Genomic DNA, 19,169 nt, shown 5'->3' with positions numbered 1-19,169 from the left:
TCGGATTTGGAGGGGGAGTGACCTATGAAAAGGAAGTCGCGGGGCGCATTTTTATTTCTGACGCCTTCAGTCTTGCTGCTGCTGATATTCTTTATCGTACCGATTATATTGACCATTTGCTTTGCCTTTACCAATATGGCTCTGACGGGAAGTGCTGCCCGTAACCTGCAATTCATCGGCTTCCAGAACTTCACGAACATGTTCCAGGACCCGGATTTCCGGATCAGCGTCTGGAGAACCCTGGTGTTCCTGATTTTCTCAGCGGTCATCGGGCAGGTCGTGCTCGGCTTCATTCTGGCCCTGCTAATGAAAGAGAAGAATGTTACCTTCCGCCGGATCATCGGCATTATCGTCATTGCGGGTTGGGTTACACCGGAGATCGTTGTCGCCTTCTGTATGGTAGCGTTCTTCAGTGATAACGGGTCCCTCAATCAGATCATCGGCTGGTTTGGCATTAGCCCGGTCTCCTGGCTGTTCAGCTTCCCGATGGTGAGTGTCATCATTGCCAACATCTGGCACGGCACAGCGTTCTCGATGATGGTCTATCAATCTGCACTGGATGAGATTCCCAAGGATATTGAGGAGGCCGCCACGATTGATGGAGCGAGCAACTTCAAGATTCTTAGTTACATCACCATTCCTATGGTAAAAGGCTCGATCGTCACCAACATGATGCTTGTCACGCTCCAGACCCTGGGCGTATTCACACTGATCTATACCATGACCGGAGGGGGCCCGGGAACGGCCACTCAGACCTTGCCGGTATTTATGTACAATCAGGCCTTCGTCAATTATCAATTCGGATACGGCACCGCGATCTCACTCGTACTGCTGGTGATCGGGATTGTTGCAAGTTTGTTCTACATGAAATCTATGAAAGTCAAGGTCTAACCCTGAAGGAGGTGCATCACTGTGGTCAAGCATAGGCTTCAACGTAATATCCAATACGGGATACTGGTCGTTCTGGGACTCTGCTTCCTGCTGCCATTATTCTGGATTCTGCTCGCTTCGTTTGATACAAATGCCCAGCAGGGTATTAGATTCCCTAATTTCACGCTCGATAACTTCTCGGCAGTGCTCGGAGACAGCGGCAATCTGCGCTCATTCGGCGTAGGGATCATTCTCTCCGGAGGTCAGGCAACCCTTGTTGTGCTTGCATCCGTACTGGCTGCGTACCCGTTATCCCGTTATGAGATGCGATTCAAAAAAAGCTTCCTGCTCAGCATCCTCTTCATGACGGCTCTGCCGATTACGGCGGTGATGGTTCCGGTATTTCAAATGTTCCTGTTCTTCAAATTGCAGAACTCGATCTTCGCAACCATGCTCTTCCTCACTTCCTCCTCCCTGCCCTACGGGATCTGGATGATGAAGAGCTTCATGGACTCTGTACCGATTGACCTGGAGGAAGCGGCCTGGATTGACGGGGCTTCCGTCTGGGGCGGACTCCGGAGAATCGTTGCCCCGCTCATGCTTCCGGGTATCGCCACGATTGCGATCTTTACCTTCTCGGGCAGCTGGGGGAATTTCTTTGTACCGTATATTCTGCTCCAGACGCCGGAGAAGCTTCCGGCATCCGTTACCATCTATCAATTCTTCGGCAGCCACGGCATGGTCGAATACGGCAGACTGGCTGCTTTCTCACTGCTCTACACGATGCCTTCCGTAGTGCTGTATATGTTCTCCCAGCGGTATATGTCCAAAGGGTTCAGCATGGGCGGAGCAACCAAAGGATAATGGAGGGTTACCTACATGGCTAAGCACAAAACCGCACATATCATCTCGCACACCCACTGGGACCGTGAATGGTATATGCCTTATGAACATCATCATCTGTTATTGATTGAACTGATGGATAAGCTGCTCGACACGCTGGACCAAGATCCGGATTACCGCTATTTCCATCTGGACGGACAGACCATTATCCGCGAGGATTATCTCCAGGTCCGCCCGGAGCAGAGAGAGCGGCTGGACCGCTATATTCGTGAAGGACGTATTCATTTCGGGCCTTGGTACGTGCTCCAGGACGAGTTCCTGACCAGCGGGGAAGCGAATCTGCGCAACCTGTTGATCGGGCATATGGATGCGAGGCCGTTCGGAATCATCTCCAAAACTGGCTATTTCCCCGATTCCTTCGGCAACATGGGCCAGGCGCCGCAGATTCTTCAGCAGGCCGGAATTACGAATGCCATCTTCGGGCGCGGCGTGAAGCCGACAGGCTTCAATAATGAAGTCAGCGAGACGGATACCTATGAGTCTCCTTATTCCGAGATGGTCTGGCGTTCCCCGGACGGTTCGGAGGTGCTGGGTGTGCTGTTCGCCAACTGGTACTGCAACGGGATGGAGGTTCCGGCTGATCCGGTGGCCGCCAAAGCTTATTGGGACAAGAATCTCGCAGACGCCGAGAAGTTCGCTTCTACTCCGCATCTGCTGTTCATGAACGGCTGCGATCACCAGCCGATTCAGACCGATCTGTCAGAGGCGATCCGCACAGCTTCCAGCTTGTATCCCGATGTGGAGTTCGTACACTCCAATTTCGACGAGTACCTGAAGGCACTGGAAGCTGATCTTCCCGGCGATCTGGTGACGGTGGAAGGGGAGCTGCGCAGCCAGCATACGGATGGATGGGGCACATTGGTTAACACGGCATCTTCACGGGTGTATCTGAAGCAATTGAACCAATCCGGCCAGACTTTGCTGGAAAAGGTGGCTGAGCCATTGGCGGCGTTTGCCGCGCTGGCTGGAGTACAAGCCTATCCGCATGCTCTGCTGACCTATGCGTGGAAGACGCTCATGCAGAATCATCCGCATGACAGCATCTGCGGGTGCAGTGTGGATGAGGTGCACCGCGAGATGGTGACCCGGTTCGCCAAGAGCAGCCAGATGGCTGAGGCGATTGCCGCCCAGAGCGCGGCTGCACTAACTGAAGCCATTGATGTGGCCGGAGTAGCGGCCTGGGGACCGGATGCGGTTCCGTTCACCGTATTTAATACAAGCGGCTGGTCCAGAACTGGAACGGTTACGGTGGAGCTGATTACCGTCAAGAAATATTTCCCTGAGGGACTGAGTCCGCAGACTCTGGCCAGAGAGCTTGCGCAGGAGCCGCTCGGTGAATGGCGGGTTATGGACGAAGCGGGCAAGGTGTACCCGGCTGGCCTTGCGGATCTCGGGGTTCACTTCGGCTACGAGCTGCCCAAGGACCGCTTCCGCCAGCCTTATATGGCGCGTAAGGTCCGGGTGAGCTTCCCGGCAGCGGATGTGGCTGCGCTTGGGTACCGCACGTATGCATTGGTTCCGGCTGCTGCCGCTGCTGGAGCGGAAGCAGCGGTGCTGGATAGTGTACGTGTACAAGGCAACACGATGGAGAATGCCAAGCTGATCGTTGCGGTTGCAGACAACGGTACCGTGACTGTTACAGACAAGCAGTCAGGTGCGGTCTATGCCGGACTGAACGCATACGAGAATACCGGGGACATCGGCAATGAGTATGTGTACCGTCAGCCGGAAGGCAGCGAGGTGCTGACCACCGAAGGCTTGACGGCTGAGATCACATGCCTTGAGCAGTCCCCGGCACGTGTGGTGATGCAGACGGTGCTGCGCTGGGAGGTTCCGGCCAGTGCAGACGAGACCTTCCTCACCGAGAAGCAGCAGATGGTACCGTTCACCGAGCGTACCGCGCAGCGTTCGGCCCAGATGGTGCCGCTTATGCTGACCACCCACTATACACTGGAAGCTGGAAGCGGAATGCTGCAACTAAGCACCAGCTTCAACAATCAGGCCAAGGATCAGCGGCTCAGAGCCTTGTTCCCTACAGGTCTTGAATCGGACCACCACTATGCGGACTCCGTGTTCGAGGTGGCCAGACGCAATAACCGGCCTGCGGCAGAGTGGATCAATCCGAGTAATGCCCAGCATCAGCAGGTCTTCGTTAGTGTAGCAGATGGAGTCCATGGACTTGCCGTTGCGAACAAGGGCCTGAATGAATACGAGGTGCTGCTGGACGGCAAAAACACCATTGCAGTAACTCTGCTGCGCTCGTCCTCTGAACTCGGTGACTGGGGTGTGTTCGAGACACCGGAGGCACAGTGCCTGGGCCAGCAAACCGTAGAATATGCGATCATCCCTTATACGGGTGACGGTGCGGTATCCGGTGCTTATGCACAAGCCTACCAATACCAGATTCCGTGGACGGTTCTTCAGACCCAAGGCCCGGCAACACGCGTCCCGGCCGTGAATGGACGTCCGCATTCAGGCGGAGTGACCCTGCCGGTATCCGGGCAATGGTTAAGCTGGAACTCCAGTGCTTCGCCGCTGGCCTTCTCGACCCTCAAGATGGCTGAGGAGACGGGTGATCTCGTGGTCCGCTGGTATAATCTGGGCGGCGAACCGGCAGCGCTCAAGGTTCAGCCTGCCTTCGGGGCAGAGGCTGTCTATGAGAGTGATGTGCTGGAGCGCCGTGTCTCGAAGCTTGCGGCAGCGGAGCAGCCTGTGGATAGCTACAAGATTGTCACGCAGGTATACCAGTTGGAGAAATAGGTTATACAATAGGCTATTCAGCATGTTCTTCAAGTAAATGGTAAGGAATTGTAAACGGTACAAACTGCAGTCTCATTGTAAGGTGAGCTGCGGTTTGTGCCGTTTTTTGGTGTACTTGCTGGCCGGATGGTCCAGAGCATCCGGAGGATTGGATCAGGGGCTGATACGGAATGTTATGCTGTCGATACCTAAATTGGCGATAAGCATTCCGGGTTCTACAAAGGTTCGATTTATGAATCGGTACTCACACTGGGAGAATAATTCTTTCCCGGCATCGCCAGCTTACTCCGAATGACTTTTGACGAGGCTGTAGGTACGTTTGAAGACAACAGCATTGACCTTCTGCATATTGACGGACTTCACACTTATGAAGCAATTAAGCATGATTATGAATGTTGGCTGCCCAAACTGGCCGATAATAGTGTCGTACTGTTCCATGATATTACGGTGCGAATGGATGACTTCGGCGTATACCAGCTCTGGGAGGAACTGCAGGAAATACACCCGGCGGCACAATTTGAACATTCCCATGGACTCGGCATTCTCATGCCCAAAGGCTGCACGACAATCATCTCGCACATGCTCTCGAAATGGGATGAAATCAAGCCCCTCTATGTTTAAAGCCTGTTAATCTCTAAGCATACCCTGAATCGTCTGCACCACCACCTCCGGCTGGTCATGAATAACCATATGGCCGCTCTTCCCGGCGACGATCAGTTCACTATTGGAAGAAAGCTTAAGCATACTGCGCTGGCCCTCCTGCCAGATCGCTTCCAGCTGCTGGCCTGTACCTTCGGAGACTCCGAAGGATGCATAGTCCTGAGGCAAGCCACGGGCGATCACTTTGACCGGGAGGGAGCCGAAGTTCTGTCCGCGGATCGCATCCTCGGTGGAGCTAGTTAATGTTGCTTCCTGCTCCTTGGCGGCAAAATAACTTGGCGTGGAAATAACGTTAATGAACGCCCCGCGGTCTTGTGGCGCAACGAGCCCCGCGAGTAGCTGATCCTGGAATAGCCGAAGCACACCGGAGCGCTTGAGCAGGCTCAGCAGGGAAGCGCTGGGGTTACCGGCAACATTCTCGGCGGCCAGAATCGGCTTCGTCTCGCGGTCGTCATTCTCGGGTCTGGCATCAATCAGCACCAGTCCGGTTACTTCGTCCAGGTAGGTCTGAGTGAAGAGCCGGGCGTACATGCCGCCAAGAGAGTGGCCGACCATCAAATAGGGGCCGGGAATCTCTGCATTCTTCAGTGCCGTATGCAGCTCACGCACGATATTGGCGCCTGAGCGTTCCGTATCCGCCTGTCCGCTCCAGGCATACCCGGCCCTATCATAAGTGACAACGGTAGCCTGTTCAGCTAACTGTTCAGGAATATCTCTCCACGACAGGCTGGTTTCGCCGCTGCCCGCTTCCAGAATGATAGTCGGGGCTCCCGCACCTAGCTGGCGAATGTGCAGGTTATAGCCTCCGGCATCGACCAGTTGACCCGGTGCAGGATAGCTTTTACGGGCGGAATGGGAGGCAATGGCTTCACATAAGAAACCTGATCCTATGAGAAATAGGATGGCAGATACAAGGATCAGCAGCAGCTTAAGCAGCCTGCTTCGCAGTTTCGGTGCAACAGGTTTCGGGTGACTTGAAGAGTGGGTCATGGTGGTGGGCTCGTCTCCTTTTTTACAATACAATTGTATTATTTAAAAGACAGTATAACAGCATGTCCCGCAATTAAGCAATGTCCTGAGGCCTCGAAATAGCGGTCTCCACAGCCGGATCTGACGGACCATCCGTTTGAATTCTCCTCCACAAGGGTAAAATACAAACAAATCAAACCGGAAGAGAAAGGCGGTAAGCTTATGCTGTGGGGATTAATCGGACTTGTAGTGGTGGTATGGCTGTTAGGCCTCATCTTTAATTTCATGGGCAACATGATTCATCTTCTGCTGTTTGTCGCAGCGGTCCTGTTCGTGATTAACCTGGTCAAGGGACGGTCGCGCAGATAAAGGGAAATGAGTGGATAGGATTAGGCCGATAAGCATGTGCCCCTGTGAAGGAGGCATGTGCTTTTTTATGTGGAGTCTGGCGGATGTCTGGACACTTATTACCTCGTTGCCTATAATTAATGAAAATGAATGAAAATGTACATGGAGGAGATTCAATGCGCAAACCGATCATCGCCGTCGATATGGATGATACCATCTGCCATCTCGTGAAGCGTGCGATATACCACAATAACATTGAGTTTCCTACACATCCGCTTCGCTACGAAGATATGATGGATTGGAACACAGACCATCTGCGCCATCCGGACAGCACCATGGACCTGTTCTTCGGCCGACCCGGCCTCTACGAGGAGCTGGAGCTGTTCGACGAATATGTGGTGGAAGAGATGGAGAAGCTGCACAACGCTTATGACGTTATTATTGTGACGGCCGCTGTCCCGAAGACGGTGCTGGAGAAATGGAACTGGCTGCAAAAGCATATGCCGTACATCCCGGCCGACAATTTCTTCACCTGCAAGCGGAAGCATCTGATCGGCTACGATCTGCTGATTGATGACGGCCCGCATAACCTGCTGCCCGCCGTTCAGGCAGGGAAGAAGGTGCTCTGTATTCCGCATCCGTGGAACCTCAGGGTACGGGAGCAATACTCTTTTCCGCTGATGACCTCCTGGGAGGGTGCCAAGGAACGGGTGGATGAGATTTTGCAGGCGTAGGGTGAACGTGAACTTGAATAACGCTTGAAGATGAGCCTCGCTGCTGCGGGCTTATTCTGCTATGTCCGGGAGACTGAGCCGCCGCCTGTCCTGCCATAAATCCGCTGTCGAACATTATCAGTATTTGCGGTATGATGAATATATCATTGCGTTTTTTGCTCCAAGGAGGATTGCGGGTTTGTATATAAGGTTGAAGCGTAAGTTTCGTCAAATTCACAAGCTGAGTCTCACCACGCTGCTCACAGGTCTGGTGACATTGGTGGTTGTGCTAACCTCGAGCATTCTTCTGCTCGGTTCTTATGAGTCCAAGAAGCGGTCCTTAATGGAGACCACGCTTCATCTGAATTATCTCAATGCTGACCGGATGTCTAAGACGATGGATTCCTTATTTCAGTCTATGCACGGGACTCTGGAATACAACGCCGCCAGGCTGTCTGACATAGACGCTATGCCGCCGCAGGAAGTGAATGATTCCTTGGATCTGATGCGCAGCAGCAGCAATTTCTTCAATTCCATCACCGTGGTTGACGCCAGCGGACTCGTCCGCAATGTCTCACCTGCCAGCATAGGGACCACAGGCAAGCACGTCAGCTCAACGAGTAGCAAGGAAGCCTTAGCACTCCGCAAGCCGTATATTTCTTCCCCTTATTTGACGGCCAATACCAAGCGGTTAATCGTATTTTTGAGCCAGCCCATTTTCGATGCTGCGGGTACCTATGCCGGAATTCTTAGCGGCACTATTTATCTTCAGGAGAATAACGTGCTGTCTGAGATTTTTGACAATGGGCAGGAGGATGATTCGGGGGCCTATTATTATATTGTGGATTCTGAAGGGCATCTGGTCTATCATCCGGATAAAGCGCGGATCGGCACGGATGTCAGCAGTAATGAGGTGGTGCAGCAGCTGATGAATAAGAAAAGCGGAGAACAGCCTGTTACGAGTACCCGGGGCATCGAGATGCTGGCGGGTTACTCCAGTGTGCCTGCCAATGGCTGGGGCATTGTGGTTGTCTCCCCGATTAGCCAGATTCATCAGGAGCTGATCGGGCATTTTCGTACCCTGATCGGGTATTCCGCCTTGCCATTCATCGTCCTGCTGCTGGGCGTAATTCTGCTGGCTCGCAAGTTTGCGCGTCCCTTCGTCTATCTGGCAGATGTCGTGAGCAGAATGGGCAAGGAACAGATAGAGTTGCAGGAAGCGAAGCGGTATTGGAGCCGGGAGGCGTATTTACTGACAGACGGCGTATCGCTTGCCCTGGCAAATATCCAGCAGCAGACCGAGCAGCTGACCCATGAAGCCGAGACGGATGTGCTGACCGGTCTGATGAACCGCAGGTCCCTGGAGCAGACGATCAGCCAGCGGATGAGTTCTGGTGTTCCCTTTTCACTGGTGCTGCTGGATATAGATAAGTTCAAGCAGGTCAATGACACGTACGGCCATAATCTGGGCGATGAAGTTCTGAAGCATGTCGTCCAGGTCATTGTAACCTCGCTTCGTCCGGATGATGTCTGTTACCGCTACGGCGGTGAGGAATTCGTTATTCTGCTGGCCCGGACTACGCCTGCGGAAGCCTTCAGCGCTGCTGAGCGAATCCGTCTTGCTGTCGAGCGAAGCCAGGCGCCGATTGCGGCGCAGCTTACGATTTCACAGGGAATTGCCCACTATCCATCGCATGCCGGCGACCTTACGGGACTGCTTGTGAAGGCGGATCAGGCCTTGTATCTGGCGAAAAGCAGAGGGCGGAACCAGTCGGTGATTACGGAGTCTTAGCCGAATTACTTTGAATTGTGATTATCGCGCTTTGAGTGCTTTTGCGTTATAATCGAGAAAAATTTCCTGAAGGTGGAGCATTGTGAGAATTGGTACCAAAAGATTACGCCTTCAGACCACCATCACTCTGATGATCTGCCTGATCGTCGTGCTGGTGCTGCTGATTGTGTATATGATGTTCGGCATGAGATTCTCCGAAGAAGCCCGGGCTTCTCTGGAGAACAAGGCCATCACCATTGCCCGCACGGTCTCCCGTACGCCGGAGGTAGTGAACGAACTGCTTACAGAGGCATATTCCGGCAATATACAGCGTTATGCAACCGATATCAGCGTTATCAATGACGTGCAATTCGTGGTGGTGATGGATATGGGAGGCATTCGCCGTTCCCACCCTGATCCCGCCCTGATCGGCAAGCACTTCATGGGCGGGGACGAGACAGATGCGCTGCACGGCAAGGAGACCATATCCGTGGCTGAAGGCTCGCTCGGCTATTCTGTGAGAGCGTTCTCACCGGTCTTCGCCGCTGACGGCAAGCAGGTTGGAGCAGTTGCTGTAGGCATATCGCTGGGCAGCGTCCGTTCTGCCGTTCAGCAGAACCGCTGGATTATCTACTCGGGCATCCTGGTCGGCGGGCTGATGGGGATATTCGGTGCCATCCTGCTGGCCCGCAAAATCAAGCGGATGATGTTCGGCATGGAGCCGGGAGAAATCGCCAAATTGCTGGAGGAGCGCAGCGCCATGCTGCAATCGACCAAGGAGGGGATTCTGGCCGTCGATAAGGAATCGCGGATTACCCTTGTGAATGCCGAGGCCCGGAGGCTGATGGGCAGCGTTGGCTTGAACCAGGAACCGTTAGGCAAGCAGGCCGGGCAGTTCTGGCCGCTGCTGCGGATGGAGAAGGTGCTGGAGACCGGAGAGGCCTTGCAGGACAAGGAAGTGGAGCAGAGCGGCATCACGCTGCTGGTGAATGTGGTCCCGGTCCGGGTGAACGGAATTATCGAAGGCGCGATTGCTACGTTCCGGGACAAGACTGAGATCAGTATTCTGATGGAGCGGCTCTCCGGCATCTCCCTGTACGCCGAAGCGCTGCGTGCCCAGACCCATGAGTTCATGAACAAGCTGCATGTCATAATGGGACTGAATACGATGCGCAGATACGACCGGCTTGAGGAATATCTCACGGATATTGTGCAGAATATCCAGACAGAGGCGGACTCGGTGGTCCGGCAGGTCAAAGACCCGGTGATGGTCGGCTTCCTGCTCGGCAAGCTCAGCAGAATCAGGGAAGCCGATGTGCGGCTGGTGATCCGGGATGAAGGTATGCTGCCTGAAGCAGCGGATCATGAGGTAGCGCGGGAACTGGTCACCATTGCAGGTAACCTGCTGGACAATGCGCTGGAAGCACTCCAAGGTGCAGACGGTAAGCAGATCGAGATTGGATTCCGGTACAAGGACAACCAGCTTACTCTCCTGGTTAGTGATAACGGGACAGGCATCGCTGCAGAGAATGGGGCGCACTTGTTTGAGCAGGGCTATTCGACCAAAGGCGGAGACCGGGGTGTCGGACTGTATCTGGTGTATCGGAGTGTGGTCAAGCTGGGCGGGACGATTACGTATGACAGCCGGGAAGGGGAAGGCACCGAATTTACGGTGCAGATCCCTTATAGAGCGAAGGGTGATGCTAATGGCTGAAGCCTATGAGAATGATGAAGAGTAAAGATAATGAATGAAAAGTGAAGATAATGAATGAAAAGTGAAGATAATGAATGAAAAGGGTGGAAAGCCCATGAAGAGTGGTGATCAGCCATTATGATCAAAGTACTTATTGTTGAAGATGATCCTATGGTGTCGGAGATGAACAAGTTCTATGTCCAGCAGGTGGAAGGCTTCCGAGCCGATGGCTGGGCCAGCTCGGCGGAAGAAGTGCTGGGTATGCTGGAGAAGCAGGCCTATGACCTGATCCTGCTCGATATTTACATGAAGGAGAGCAACGGGCTGGAGCTGCTGTCCGAGATCCGGCGCAGGGGCGTGAAGATCGATGTCATCGTCATCTCGGCGGCGAGCGACAAGGAGAGCATTCAGGAAGCGCTGCAGAACGGGGCGGTGGACTACTTGATCAAGCCGTTTGAGTTCGCTAGGCTCCGGGCCGCCCTGAACGGATACCGGGAGCAGAATAAGCTGTTCCGCAGCCAGGAGCGGCTGAACCAGTCGGAGCTCGACAGGCTGTCCCGGTTCAAACAGGAACGGACGACCTCGCAGGAGCTGGCCAAGGGCTTCACCCGGCAGACGCTCCAGACCATCTGGCGTGCCGTGGAGGCCTGCGGCAGCGAGCTGTTCTCCGCTGAGGATATCTCAGCGGTATCCGGCATCTCCCGCGTCTCCGCCGGCAAATACCTGATCGGGCTGACCGAGATGGGCGTGCTGGAGATGGACCTCGTCTACGGCAGCATCGGCCGTCCGGTGCAGAAATACCGGCTCGCTCCGAACGGTAAGGGATTGATTACTAAGTATATTTGAGTGTAACTAGCTAATTCTGGAGCTCCTGCCGCGCGACCTGCGGCGGAGCTTTTTGAGTTGCGCTGACAGCTGGATGCAGAAAGGAAAGAGATAAATCCCTTTGGATTGGCCCAAAGTGGGCTGGGAGCCGAAAGGGGAAGGGATAAATCCCTTTGAAACCCGGCGAAAGTCGGCGGTAAACGCAAATGAAGAGCACAAGTGCACCTGAATTAGCCAAAAGTCGGCGATAGGCGAAAATGAGGAGCACAAATGCACCTGAATTACTCAAAAGTCGGCGGTAAGCGTAAATGAGGAGCACAAATGCACCTGAATTACTCAAAAGTCGGCGGTAGGCGCAAATGAGGAGCACAAGTGCTCCTGAATTAGTCAAAAGTCGGCGGTAAGCGTAAATGAGGAGCACAAATGCACCTGAATTACTCAAAAGTCGGCGGTAAACGCAAATGAAGAGCACAAGTGCACCTGAATTACTCAAAAGTCGGCGGTAGGCGCAAATGAGGAGCACAAGTGCTCCTGAATTAGTCAAAAGTCGGCGGTAAGCGTAAATGAGGAGCACAAGTGCACCTGAATTAGCCAAAAGTCGGCAGTCAGCGAAAATGAGGAGCACTAGTGCACCTGAAGTAACCTGACTCCGTCTCAACCTCTCTACTACTAATTAATGTTACCTGCCTCCCCATGAAACTACCTGTATCTATCTGACCCTACCCGACTCCACCATACGCCCTCCCCAATACCTATAATCAAATTCGACCAAGTGGAGCACTCTCCCAATCCCCGCCAATCCCCGCGTCCCCGCTTCTCTCTGATAGCGCTTACTTTAATAATTTACAAAACCCCTTTATTACTTTCATAAAAACAAAAGCGCTTTCAAAGCAGCTATGATGAATTTGTAAAAGAGTTAAGGAGGTAAGGTTAACATGCAAAAAGCAATTCAACCCCCACTTTCGGTACCGGAACAGCAGCCTGTTGTACTGAAGCAAGGAGAACAGGGCTTCGTCCAGAAGGTTCTGCATTTAAAGGTAGGCGTTATTCCGCTCCCGCTCTACGTGGTATTTGCACTCATTATTTTTGCGGCTTCTGTGCTTGGTGAACTGCCAAACGACATGATCGGCGGCTTTGCAGTAATTATTGTCCTGGGGGTGCTGCTCAGTGATCTGGGCTTCAAGCTTCCGATTCTAAAAAATATCGGCGGTCCCGCGATCCTCTCGCTAATGATCCCATCGTTCCTGGTGTTCTGGAATGTGCTCGACCCTTCGGTGCTCGAATCAGTCAACACGCTGATGAAGACATCGAACTTCCTCTACCTGTACATCTCGATTCTAGTAGCCGGAAGTATTACAGGGATGAACCGGACCACGCTGATTAACGGCTTCATCCGTATTTTCATTCCGATGATGGCCGGAACGATCGCTGCAGTCGCTGCGGGGATGGGCGTAGGGATGCTGCTCGGCTATAGCGCACACCGGACGTTGTTCTACATCGTTGTGCCTATTATCGGCGGCGGCGTTGGGGAAGGCATTCTCCCGCTGTCCATCGCGTTCTCGCAGATCCTCGGCGGGGAATCCGGCTCCTATGTGGCCCAGATGATTCCGGCGGCGGTGATCGGCAACGTGTTTGCGATTATCGGAGCGGGACTGCTCAAGCGGATGGCTGACAAAAATCCGTCCATCACCGGTAACGGTGTACTCGTGAAGGCGAAGGACGGCCAGAAGCTGGCCGGCAGCACGTATGACAGCCTGAAGCCTGACTTCCTGCTGATGGGTGCCGGACTGCTGTTCGCCTGCGGATTGTTCATCACCGGACACCTGCTGTCGCCGTTCGTCGGCATTCCGGGTCCGATCCTGATGATCTTCGCAGCTGCACTGCTGAAGATTTCCAAGCTGCTGCCTGCCAAAATTGAGCAGGGTGCTTATCAGCTCTATAAGCTGGTGTCCGGCACGTTAACCTGGCCGCTGATGGTCGGCCTCGGGATGCTGTACATTCCGCTGAAGGATGTCGCCGCTCTGATCTCGCTTCCTTATATTATTGTCTGCGCTACCGTTATCGTGGCGATGACGATCACCGGCTATTTTACCGGCAAATGGGTCAATATGTATCCGGTTGAAGCGGCCATTGTTACCGGCTGCCGCGGCGGCCTTGGCGGAACCGGCGATGTAGCGATTCTGTCAGCCTCCGGACGCATGGAACTGATGCCGTTCGCACAGATCTCCACCCGGATCGGTGGTGCGATTACAGTAGTTGTGGCCACGCTGCTCATCGCGGTATGGGGCGGCTGAGCAGCGTGCTCAATCGGCAAAAGAGACGCCTGAATCACATGAAATCGCATCCAAACGTGTCTAAATCATGGACAATTTGCAGATGTCAGCTTTTGTATTGCCAATCCATTCATTATCGCGGAGAATGACTACAGGAGCATATGAAACGCATAGTTGACGGGGCTGCACCCGGGCCTGGAAAGGTTCGGATGCAGGAAGTTCCGCTATATATAGAAAGATCCGAGAGGGATGTAACAAACGGTTAACCAGTTGAATGGAGGAGTTAATATGGAACTATTAGAAGAAATTATGTTGCTGCATAAAGGCGGTAAGCTTGAAACTACCCTGAAGCATCCGATTCTGTGCAAAGACGACCTGTCCAAAGTCTATACGCCGGGTGTGGCGAAGGTCTGTCAGGCGATTGCCGACGATCAGTCCCAGGCTTATGAGCTAACCACGAAGAAGAATACCGTAGCTGTCGTATCCGATGGGACGGCTGTACTGGGGCTTGGCGATATCGGGCCGAAGGCGGCCATGCCGGTTATGGAAGGTAAGGCAGCGCTGTTCAAGCAGTTCGCAGACGTAGACGCCGTGCCGATATGCCTGGACACCAAGGATACCGAAGAGATTATTGCGATTGTAAAAGCGCTTGCCCCGACGTTCGGCGGCATTAACCTGGAGGACATTTCCTCTCCGCGCTGCTTCGAGATTGAAGCCAGACTAAGAGCCGAGCTGGACATTCCGGTCTTCCATGATGACCAGCATGGTACGGCAATTGTCGTAACTGCCGGATTGCTGAACGCACTCAAGGTATGCGGCAAGGATATTAAGGATGTCAAAATCGTAGTCAACGGCATAGGTGCAGCAGGCATCTCCGTCTCCAAAATGCTGCTGCATGCCGGAGCGGTGAACCTGATCGGCGTGGACCGGGAGGGTGCGATTAACCGGCTGGCGGAATATGAGCGCAGTCATTGGAGCGATTTTGCCCAGATTACGAACCCTTATCTAGAAATCGGAAGTCTGTCCGATGTGATCAAAGGCGCGGATGTCTTCATCGGAGTCTCTGCACCGGATGTGCTGAAGCTGGAAGATGTGCTGAACATGGCCACCGACCCGATTGTCTTCGCTATGGCGAACCCGATGCCGGAGATTGATCCCGCCATTGCTGCGCCGCATGTAAGAGTCATGGCGACCGGCCGTTCTGACTATCCGAACCAGATTAACAATGTACTGTGCTTCCCTGGGATATTTAGAGGGGCGCTGGATTGTGAAGCTACGGATATCAATGAAGACATGAAGCTGGCGGCTGCAGAGGCGATCTCCTCCGTGATTGACCCGTCTGAGCTGCATGAGAAATATATCATCCCAGACGCCTTCGATCCGCGGGTAGTAGAGAGAATCCGCATGGCTGTAGCCGAAGCGGCAGTTAAGAGCGGCGTAGCCCGCAAGAACCTGCTGGTCGGCATTAACTGATACCTATAATAATGAAGATACACCAAACGGCAAGCTCGTCAGATGAGCTTGCTGTTTTTATATGTTTTGGGGTACCTGCAAAGTATCTGAGTCATCATCGAAGCTATAGCCCCACTTGGTGGTTTTTTTTGCAAGCTGGAGGTGTTATTCAGGCAGTGTACGGCTATAGGGGAAAGAGCCGCCTGGCGCTGGTTATGATTGCGGAATTTGGGGTAATGAACGGGAGATTCTGGGCCGGATACGGGAATTCCGGCTGTACATAAATATGATACCGGAGGGAACGAGATGAGTGAGCACGAAGTGGAAGCCATCGGCTGGGATGCCATAGAGGAACAGATGACAGGGCTATACGGACAACAGGAACCGAAGCATTATGCTGCAATGCTGCCGTATAGCCTGGGGGGCAATGACCCGCTGAACGGAATTAGCGCCTATGCAGCCGAGCAGCCATATCCGCATTGGCATTTCGTAACCTTCGGGTTCTCCGAGCTGTATGAGAAGGAGTCTGAAGACCTTGAATACAGCGGCTACGGCTTCGAGCTGACCTTCCGTCTGGCGCGTAGTAGCGGCGAGCAGGAGCCTCCAGCCTGGGCGATTAATCTGCTGCAGAACATGGCCCGATATGTATTCTCCAGCGGCAATATCTTTGCTTCGGGGCATCATCTGGATGCCAATGGCCCGATATGCCTGGGGGCTGCTACCCGGCTGACGGCGCTGGCGTTCACCGATGACCCGGAGCTTCCGGCTGTGGATACGCCGAACGGCCGTGTGGAATTCCTGCAGATGGTAGGGATCACAGCGGACGAGCTGGAAGCGATGATGTCCTGGAATACCAATGCCTTCCTGGAGGCCAGTCAGGAGGTGCTGCCTCTCTATATCACCGATCTAGCCCGGGATTCGCTGCTCCGGCTTCCGGTCATCCAGGAAGCGGTACGTCAGGGCATTGAACGTGACGGATCACAGACGGGCATTCTGTATGTAGATGAACTGAATTATGAGCCGGGCAAAAGCCGCCTGCTCGGCACAGCACTTGCTGTCCTGACCATAGGAGCAAGGCAGGCACCGACTATAGCCAAGCTGCTGCGCGGCCGTCTGCTGAAGGGGAAGCCGCTGACACTGAACAGTAAGCAGCGGCAGGTGATGCTGGAGTTGAAACCCGTTAACGGGACTGTGGTCAACGAGGATTTTGTCAGCATCGGTTTGACGGAAGAGGTGGTCCTGGAGCTGGAGGAGAAGCTCCAGCCTAAGGAAGGGGAGCTCCGGCTGTCTGCCGCCAAGGAATTGAAGGTGCAGATCCGCAAGACCTACATCAAAGACCAGGAAGGTAATGTGGTCGAAACTATCGGCTAACCGCGCGGACGGCAGCTTTTTTTCGGCAAATAGATACCCGTCTATCCCAGAGCCGTTTCATGAGGAAATTAAACATAGCTGTATTCAGCCTGAAGACCAAATCTTTAGCTTATCTTTAGACTTGGTTTAGTTTGAATTAAGAATACCCGGCTATATTTAAGTGAACAAGAAACGCTGCTCAAAATAACGGAACGGGAGTCCACTATGGCCAAATTGAATTTGTTTATCCGCGTGTGTATTGCCGTGCTGCTGGTGCTGGGAATAATCTACGTCAGCTCATTAGTAGACTTTATTTTTACCCCTATCATCTCGTTGTTCAAGGTTGTGATGGTGCCGTTAATGCTGGCAGTCTTCTTCTATTATCTGCTTCGGCCCTTGATTGACTTCCTGTCCTCCCGCAAAATGAAGCGGACGCTGGCAATCCTGCTGGTCTATCTGGTGATTGCTATTCTGCTGCTGGGCTTCATCGTGGGGGTCTGGCCTTCGCTGCAAAATCAGCTGCTGAACCTGGTCAACAATATGCCGGGTGTGCTGAGAGCCGTGGGAGAGCAGCTTAGCAAGCTGGAGAACACGGAGTTGCTATCGAATCTGATTCCCGAGAATATGAACCTGTCCAGCCAATTGATAGGTTATTTGAATACAGGCTTCTCACTGGCAACGGGCTATGTGACCGGGCTGTTCTCATTTGTCTCTAATTTTGCGATTGTGCTGTTCACCTTTCCGATCCTGCTGTTCTACATGCTGAAGGAGGGCGGGAAGTTCGGCGATAAGGTTGTAAGCTTCTTCCCCAAACGGTATCACGAGGAAGGCGCGGGGGTGGTTGCCGAGATTGATAACGTGATGGGGAGCTTCATCGTCGGCAGAGTGCTGGTCAATCTGGCGCTCGGCGTGCTCATGTACATAGGGTTCCTGATCATCGGGCTGCCGTATGCGCTGCTGCTGACACTGGTGGCGGTGCTGATGAACTTTATCCCGTTTATCGGAGCGATTCTGTCTACTGTGCCGATCTTCATCATCGGTCTGATCGAGTCTCCGTCTACGGCGGTCTGGTCGATTGTGGTCGTGCTCGTTGCGCAGCAGATTCAGGATAACCTGGTTGCCCCTTATATCTTCGGTAAAAGCATGGATATCCACCCGCTGACTACCATCATTCTCGTCCTGGCCGGCGGCGATTTCGGCGGCATCATCGGCATCCTGGTCATTATTCCGGTCTACATGATGCTCAAAATCATCATCGTCAAGCTCTACCAGCTCTTCCTCAGCAAGCGCTGGGATGAGGAGCCGGCAGCGCCAATGGGACCCGTGGAGCCGGTGCCCGGGGGCACGGTGTCTTCTGCGGCTACGGGGGAGTAAGTGGAAAAAGTACATCTAATCTGCCCAATTCTAAGGATTCGCCTAAAGTCGGCCCCAGTAAGTGTTGTTTATCCAACTAATGTGGAGAAGAGTATCTATAGCGCTAAATTAGATGGACTAAATCCATTTGCTTCTGTCAAAAGAAACTGACAATGTTTCTTTGAGCTAACGGGCAGGTTAGTTATAAAAGAACTATACATTGATAATACAATTTGTTCCAGCTACAATCATAGAGAATATAGCTCGCATAATCTCTTGGAGGGCGACTATACTTTAACCCTCCCAAAAAATGGAGGATTAGTTTACTATGTCATTTAACTGGATAAACGCAGAAGAGTATTCTTTTAACAGCTTCTTGTTAATGGACAGATGGATGGTACGCATGATATGTAACAATTATGCCGGATGGGGCGAGTATTGTGATAACTTGAGCATAGCTTTAGCATATAACCCATCAGTAGCATGGTATTTTGCACATAAAAGCCCTGAAAGCAAGCCTTCGATTGAAAAAATGATTGCAGTGGCGCCCAAAAATCTTACACCTCATGATATTCGAAAAGCAGAGGTATTTGTAATTCATGCAATGGAAACTTCGGTCGTTTATGTTTATCCCGATATTATGAACCAAAACTGTGATTATATTTACGACTGGGATAAACAGTTACTATTTGAACTTGCAGATTTTACGGATAAGGTAGTTCTCGACGTAGGAAGCGGTACAGGAAGGCTTGCATTTACCGCAGCAGAAAAGGCGAAAAGTGTGTATGCAAGCGAACCTACCGATATGCTAAGGGAGTACATGCGCGATAAAATCAAACGTGAGAATATTAATAATGTTGTAGTCGTAGACGGTACGATCGAGAAAATCCCTTATGAGGATAATTCCTTCGATATTGTGATGTCGGGGCATGTAGTCGGCGACAATTATGACGTTGAGATTGCTGAACTGGCTAGGATTGTTAAAGACGGTGGTTACATTATTGATTGTATCGGGGAAGATAATAGGAAAAGGGAACCTGATGAAGAATTAATAAAAAGAGGTTTTGAGTCGTTTTATCATGTTAGTAAATCTGGTGGCGATATATACAGGTATCGTAAGCTAGTTCGTAAATAAATGCGTGTCATTGATAACGTGTTAGCAGGCTCTGTATTTACTGACAGAGCCTTTTTACTTTTCAATCATTCCGAAAATTATAGAGCTTTCCTTG

General features: G+C 52.6%; 15 protein-coding genes. 14 read left to right on the top strand and 1 reads right to left on the bottom strand.

The window, feature by feature from the left end:
• The first annotated feature begins 24 nt into the window (after nucleotides 1-24).
• The 4 genes from C162_RS27010 to C162_RS26995 all read left to right on the top strand — a co-directional run bounded on the left by C162_RS27010 (nucleotide 25) and on the right by C162_RS26995 (nucleotide 5,154).
• Nucleotides 25-891 (top strand): carbohydrate ABC transporter permease, encoded by an 867-nt coding sequence (locus C162_RS27010; RefSeq protein WP_036699600.1) that lies wholly within the window; start codon nucleotides 25-27, stop codon nucleotides 889-891.
• Nucleotides 892-912: 21 nt separating this feature from the next.
• Nucleotides 913-1,734 (top strand): carbohydrate ABC transporter permease, encoded by an 822-nt coding sequence (locus C162_RS27005; protein ID WP_036699598.1) that lies wholly within the window; start codon nucleotides 913-915, stop codon nucleotides 1,732-1,734.
• A gap of 15 nt (nucleotides 1,735-1,749) precedes the next feature.
• A complete protein-coding gene (locus C162_RS27000) occupies nucleotides 1,750-4,533 on the top strand; it encodes an alpha-mannosidase (protein ID WP_036699596.1) in 2,784 nt (927 codons plus the stop codon).
• Nucleotides 4,534-4,806: 273 nt separating this feature from the next.
• Nucleotides 4,807-5,154 carry a class I SAM-dependent methyltransferase gene (locus C162_RS26995; RefSeq protein WP_268748819.1) on the top strand — a complete coding sequence of 116 codons (348 nt, stop codon included), beginning with the start codon at nucleotides 4,807-4,809 and terminating at the stop codon, nucleotides 5,152-5,154.
• Nucleotides 5,155-5,160: 6 nt separating this feature from the next.
• On the opposite strand, the gene C162_RS26990 is transcribed toward C162_RS26995, so the two are convergent.
• A complete protein-coding gene (locus C162_RS26990; RefSeq protein ID WP_156949720.1) occupies nucleotides 5,161-6,183 on the bottom strand; it encodes an alpha/beta fold hydrolase in 1,023 nt (340 codons plus the stop codon).
• A gap of 201 nt (nucleotides 6,184-6,384) precedes the next feature.
• On the opposite strand from C162_RS26990, the gene C162_RS36215 reads away from it, so the two are divergent.
• The 10 genes from C162_RS36215 to C162_RS26945 all read left to right on the top strand — a co-directional run bounded on the left by C162_RS36215 (nucleotide 6,385) and on the right by C162_RS26945 (nucleotide 19,075).
• Complete coding sequence (locus C162_RS36215) at nucleotides 6,385-6,531, top strand: lmo0937 family membrane protein (protein WP_143804202.1); 147 nt, start codon at nucleotides 6,385-6,387, stop codon at nucleotides 6,529-6,531.
• Between the two features lie 155 nt (nucleotides 6,532-6,686).
• Complete coding sequence (locus tag C162_RS26985) at nucleotides 6,687-7,244, top strand: 5' nucleotidase, NT5C type (protein WP_036699594.1); 558 nt, start codon at nucleotides 6,687-6,689, stop codon at nucleotides 7,242-7,244.
• A 178-nt stretch (nucleotides 7,245-7,422) separates the two neighbouring features.
• A complete protein-coding gene (locus tag C162_RS26980; RefSeq protein ID WP_235218544.1) occupies nucleotides 7,423-9,015 on the top strand; it encodes a sensor domain-containing diguanylate cyclase in 1,593 nt (530 codons plus the stop codon).
• Between the two features lie 82 nt (nucleotides 9,016-9,097).
• A complete protein-coding gene (dcuS, locus tag C162_RS26975) occupies nucleotides 9,098-10,708 on the top strand; it encodes a DcuS/MalK family sensor histidine kinase (protein ID WP_036699592.1) in 1,611 nt (536 codons plus the stop codon).
• A 117-nt stretch (nucleotides 10,709-10,825) separates the two neighbouring features.
• Nucleotides 10,826-11,533, top strand: a complete 708-nt coding sequence (locus tag C162_RS26970) for a response regulator (protein ID WP_036699589.1) — start codon at nucleotides 10,826-10,828, stop codon at nucleotides 11,531-11,533.
• Between the two features lie 914 nt (nucleotides 11,534-12,447).
• Complete coding sequence (locus C162_RS26965) at nucleotides 12,448-13,806, top strand: 2-hydroxycarboxylate transporter family protein (RefSeq protein ID WP_036699586.1); 1,359 nt, start codon at nucleotides 12,448-12,450, stop codon at nucleotides 13,804-13,806.
• Between the two features lie 267 nt (nucleotides 13,807-14,073).
• Nucleotides 14,074-15,258 carry an NAD(P)-dependent malic enzyme gene (locus C162_RS26960; RefSeq protein WP_036699585.1) on the top strand — a complete coding sequence of 395 codons (1,185 nt, stop codon included), beginning with the start codon at nucleotides 14,074-14,076 and terminating at the stop codon, nucleotides 15,256-15,258.
• 285 nt (nucleotides 15,259-15,543) lie between these two features.
• Nucleotides 15,544-16,608: a suppressor of fused domain protein gene (locus C162_RS26955; protein ID WP_036699582.1), complete on the top strand. Its 1,065-nt coding sequence runs from the start codon at nucleotides 15,544-15,546 to the stop codon at nucleotides 16,606-16,608.
• A 204-nt stretch (nucleotides 16,609-16,812) separates the two neighbouring features.
• Nucleotides 16,813-17,961: an AI-2E family transporter gene (locus C162_RS26950; protein WP_084649060.1), complete on the top strand. Its 1,149-nt coding sequence runs from the start codon at nucleotides 16,813-16,815 to the stop codon at nucleotides 17,959-17,961.
• 307 nt (nucleotides 17,962-18,268) lie between these two features.
• Entirely contained in the window at nucleotides 18,269-19,075 is an 807-nt protein-coding gene (locus C162_RS26945) for a class I SAM-dependent methyltransferase (protein ID WP_036699580.1), read from the top strand.
• Nucleotides 19,076-19,169 lie beyond the last annotated feature (94 nt).

Origin of the sequence: Paenibacillus sp. FSL R7-269 (assembly GCF_000517865.1) — a bacterium.
GTDB lineage: Bacteria > Bacillota > Bacilli > Paenibacillales > Paenibacillaceae > Paenibacillus_AQ.
The sequence above is the reverse complement of the archived record's forward strand: the minus strand, read 5'-3'. Positions and strand labels throughout refer to the sequence as shown.

Bases quoted from the DNA above. Each gene is read 5' to 3' on its own strand.
- C162_RS26945 (WP_036699580.1), top strand. From the start codon at position 18,269: ATGTCATTTAACTGGATAAACGCAGAAGAGTATTCTTTTAACAGCTTC.
- C162_RS26950 (WP_084649060.1), top strand. From the start codon at position 16,813: ATGGCCAAATTGAATTTGTTTATCCGCGTGTGTATTGCCGTGCTGCTG.
- C162_RS27010 (WP_036699600.1), top strand. From the start codon at position 25: ATGAAAAGGAAGTCGCGGGGCGCATTTTTATTTCTGACGCCTTCAGTC.
- C162_RS26965 (WP_036699586.1), top strand. From the start codon at position 12,448: ATGCAAAAAGCAATTCAACCCCCACTTTCGGTACCGGAACAGCAGCCT.
- C162_RS26970 (WP_036699589.1), top strand. From the start codon at position 10,826: ATGATCAAAGTACTTATTGTTGAAGATGATCCTATGGTGTCGGAGATG.
- C162_RS36215 (WP_143804202.1), top strand. From the start codon at position 6,385: ATGCTGTGGGGATTAATCGGACTTGTAGTGGTGGTATGGCTGTTAGGC.
- C162_RS26985 (WP_036699594.1), top strand. From the start codon at position 6,687: ATGCGCAAACCGATCATCGCCGTCGATATGGATGATACCATCTGCCAT.
- C162_RS26955 (WP_036699582.1), top strand. From the start codon at position 15,544: ATGAGTGAGCACGAAGTGGAAGCCATCGGCTGGGATGCCATAGAGGAA.
- C162_RS27000 (WP_036699596.1), top strand. From the start codon at position 1,750: ATGGCTAAGCACAAAACCGCACATATCATCTCGCACACCCACTGGGAC.
- C162_RS26990 (WP_156949720.1), bottom strand. From the start codon at position 6,183: ATGACCCACTCTTCAAGTCACCCGAAACCTGTTGCACCGAAACTGCGA.
- C162_RS26960 (WP_036699585.1), top strand. From the start codon at position 14,074: ATGGAACTATTAGAAGAAATTATGTTGCTGCATAAAGGCGGTAAGCTT.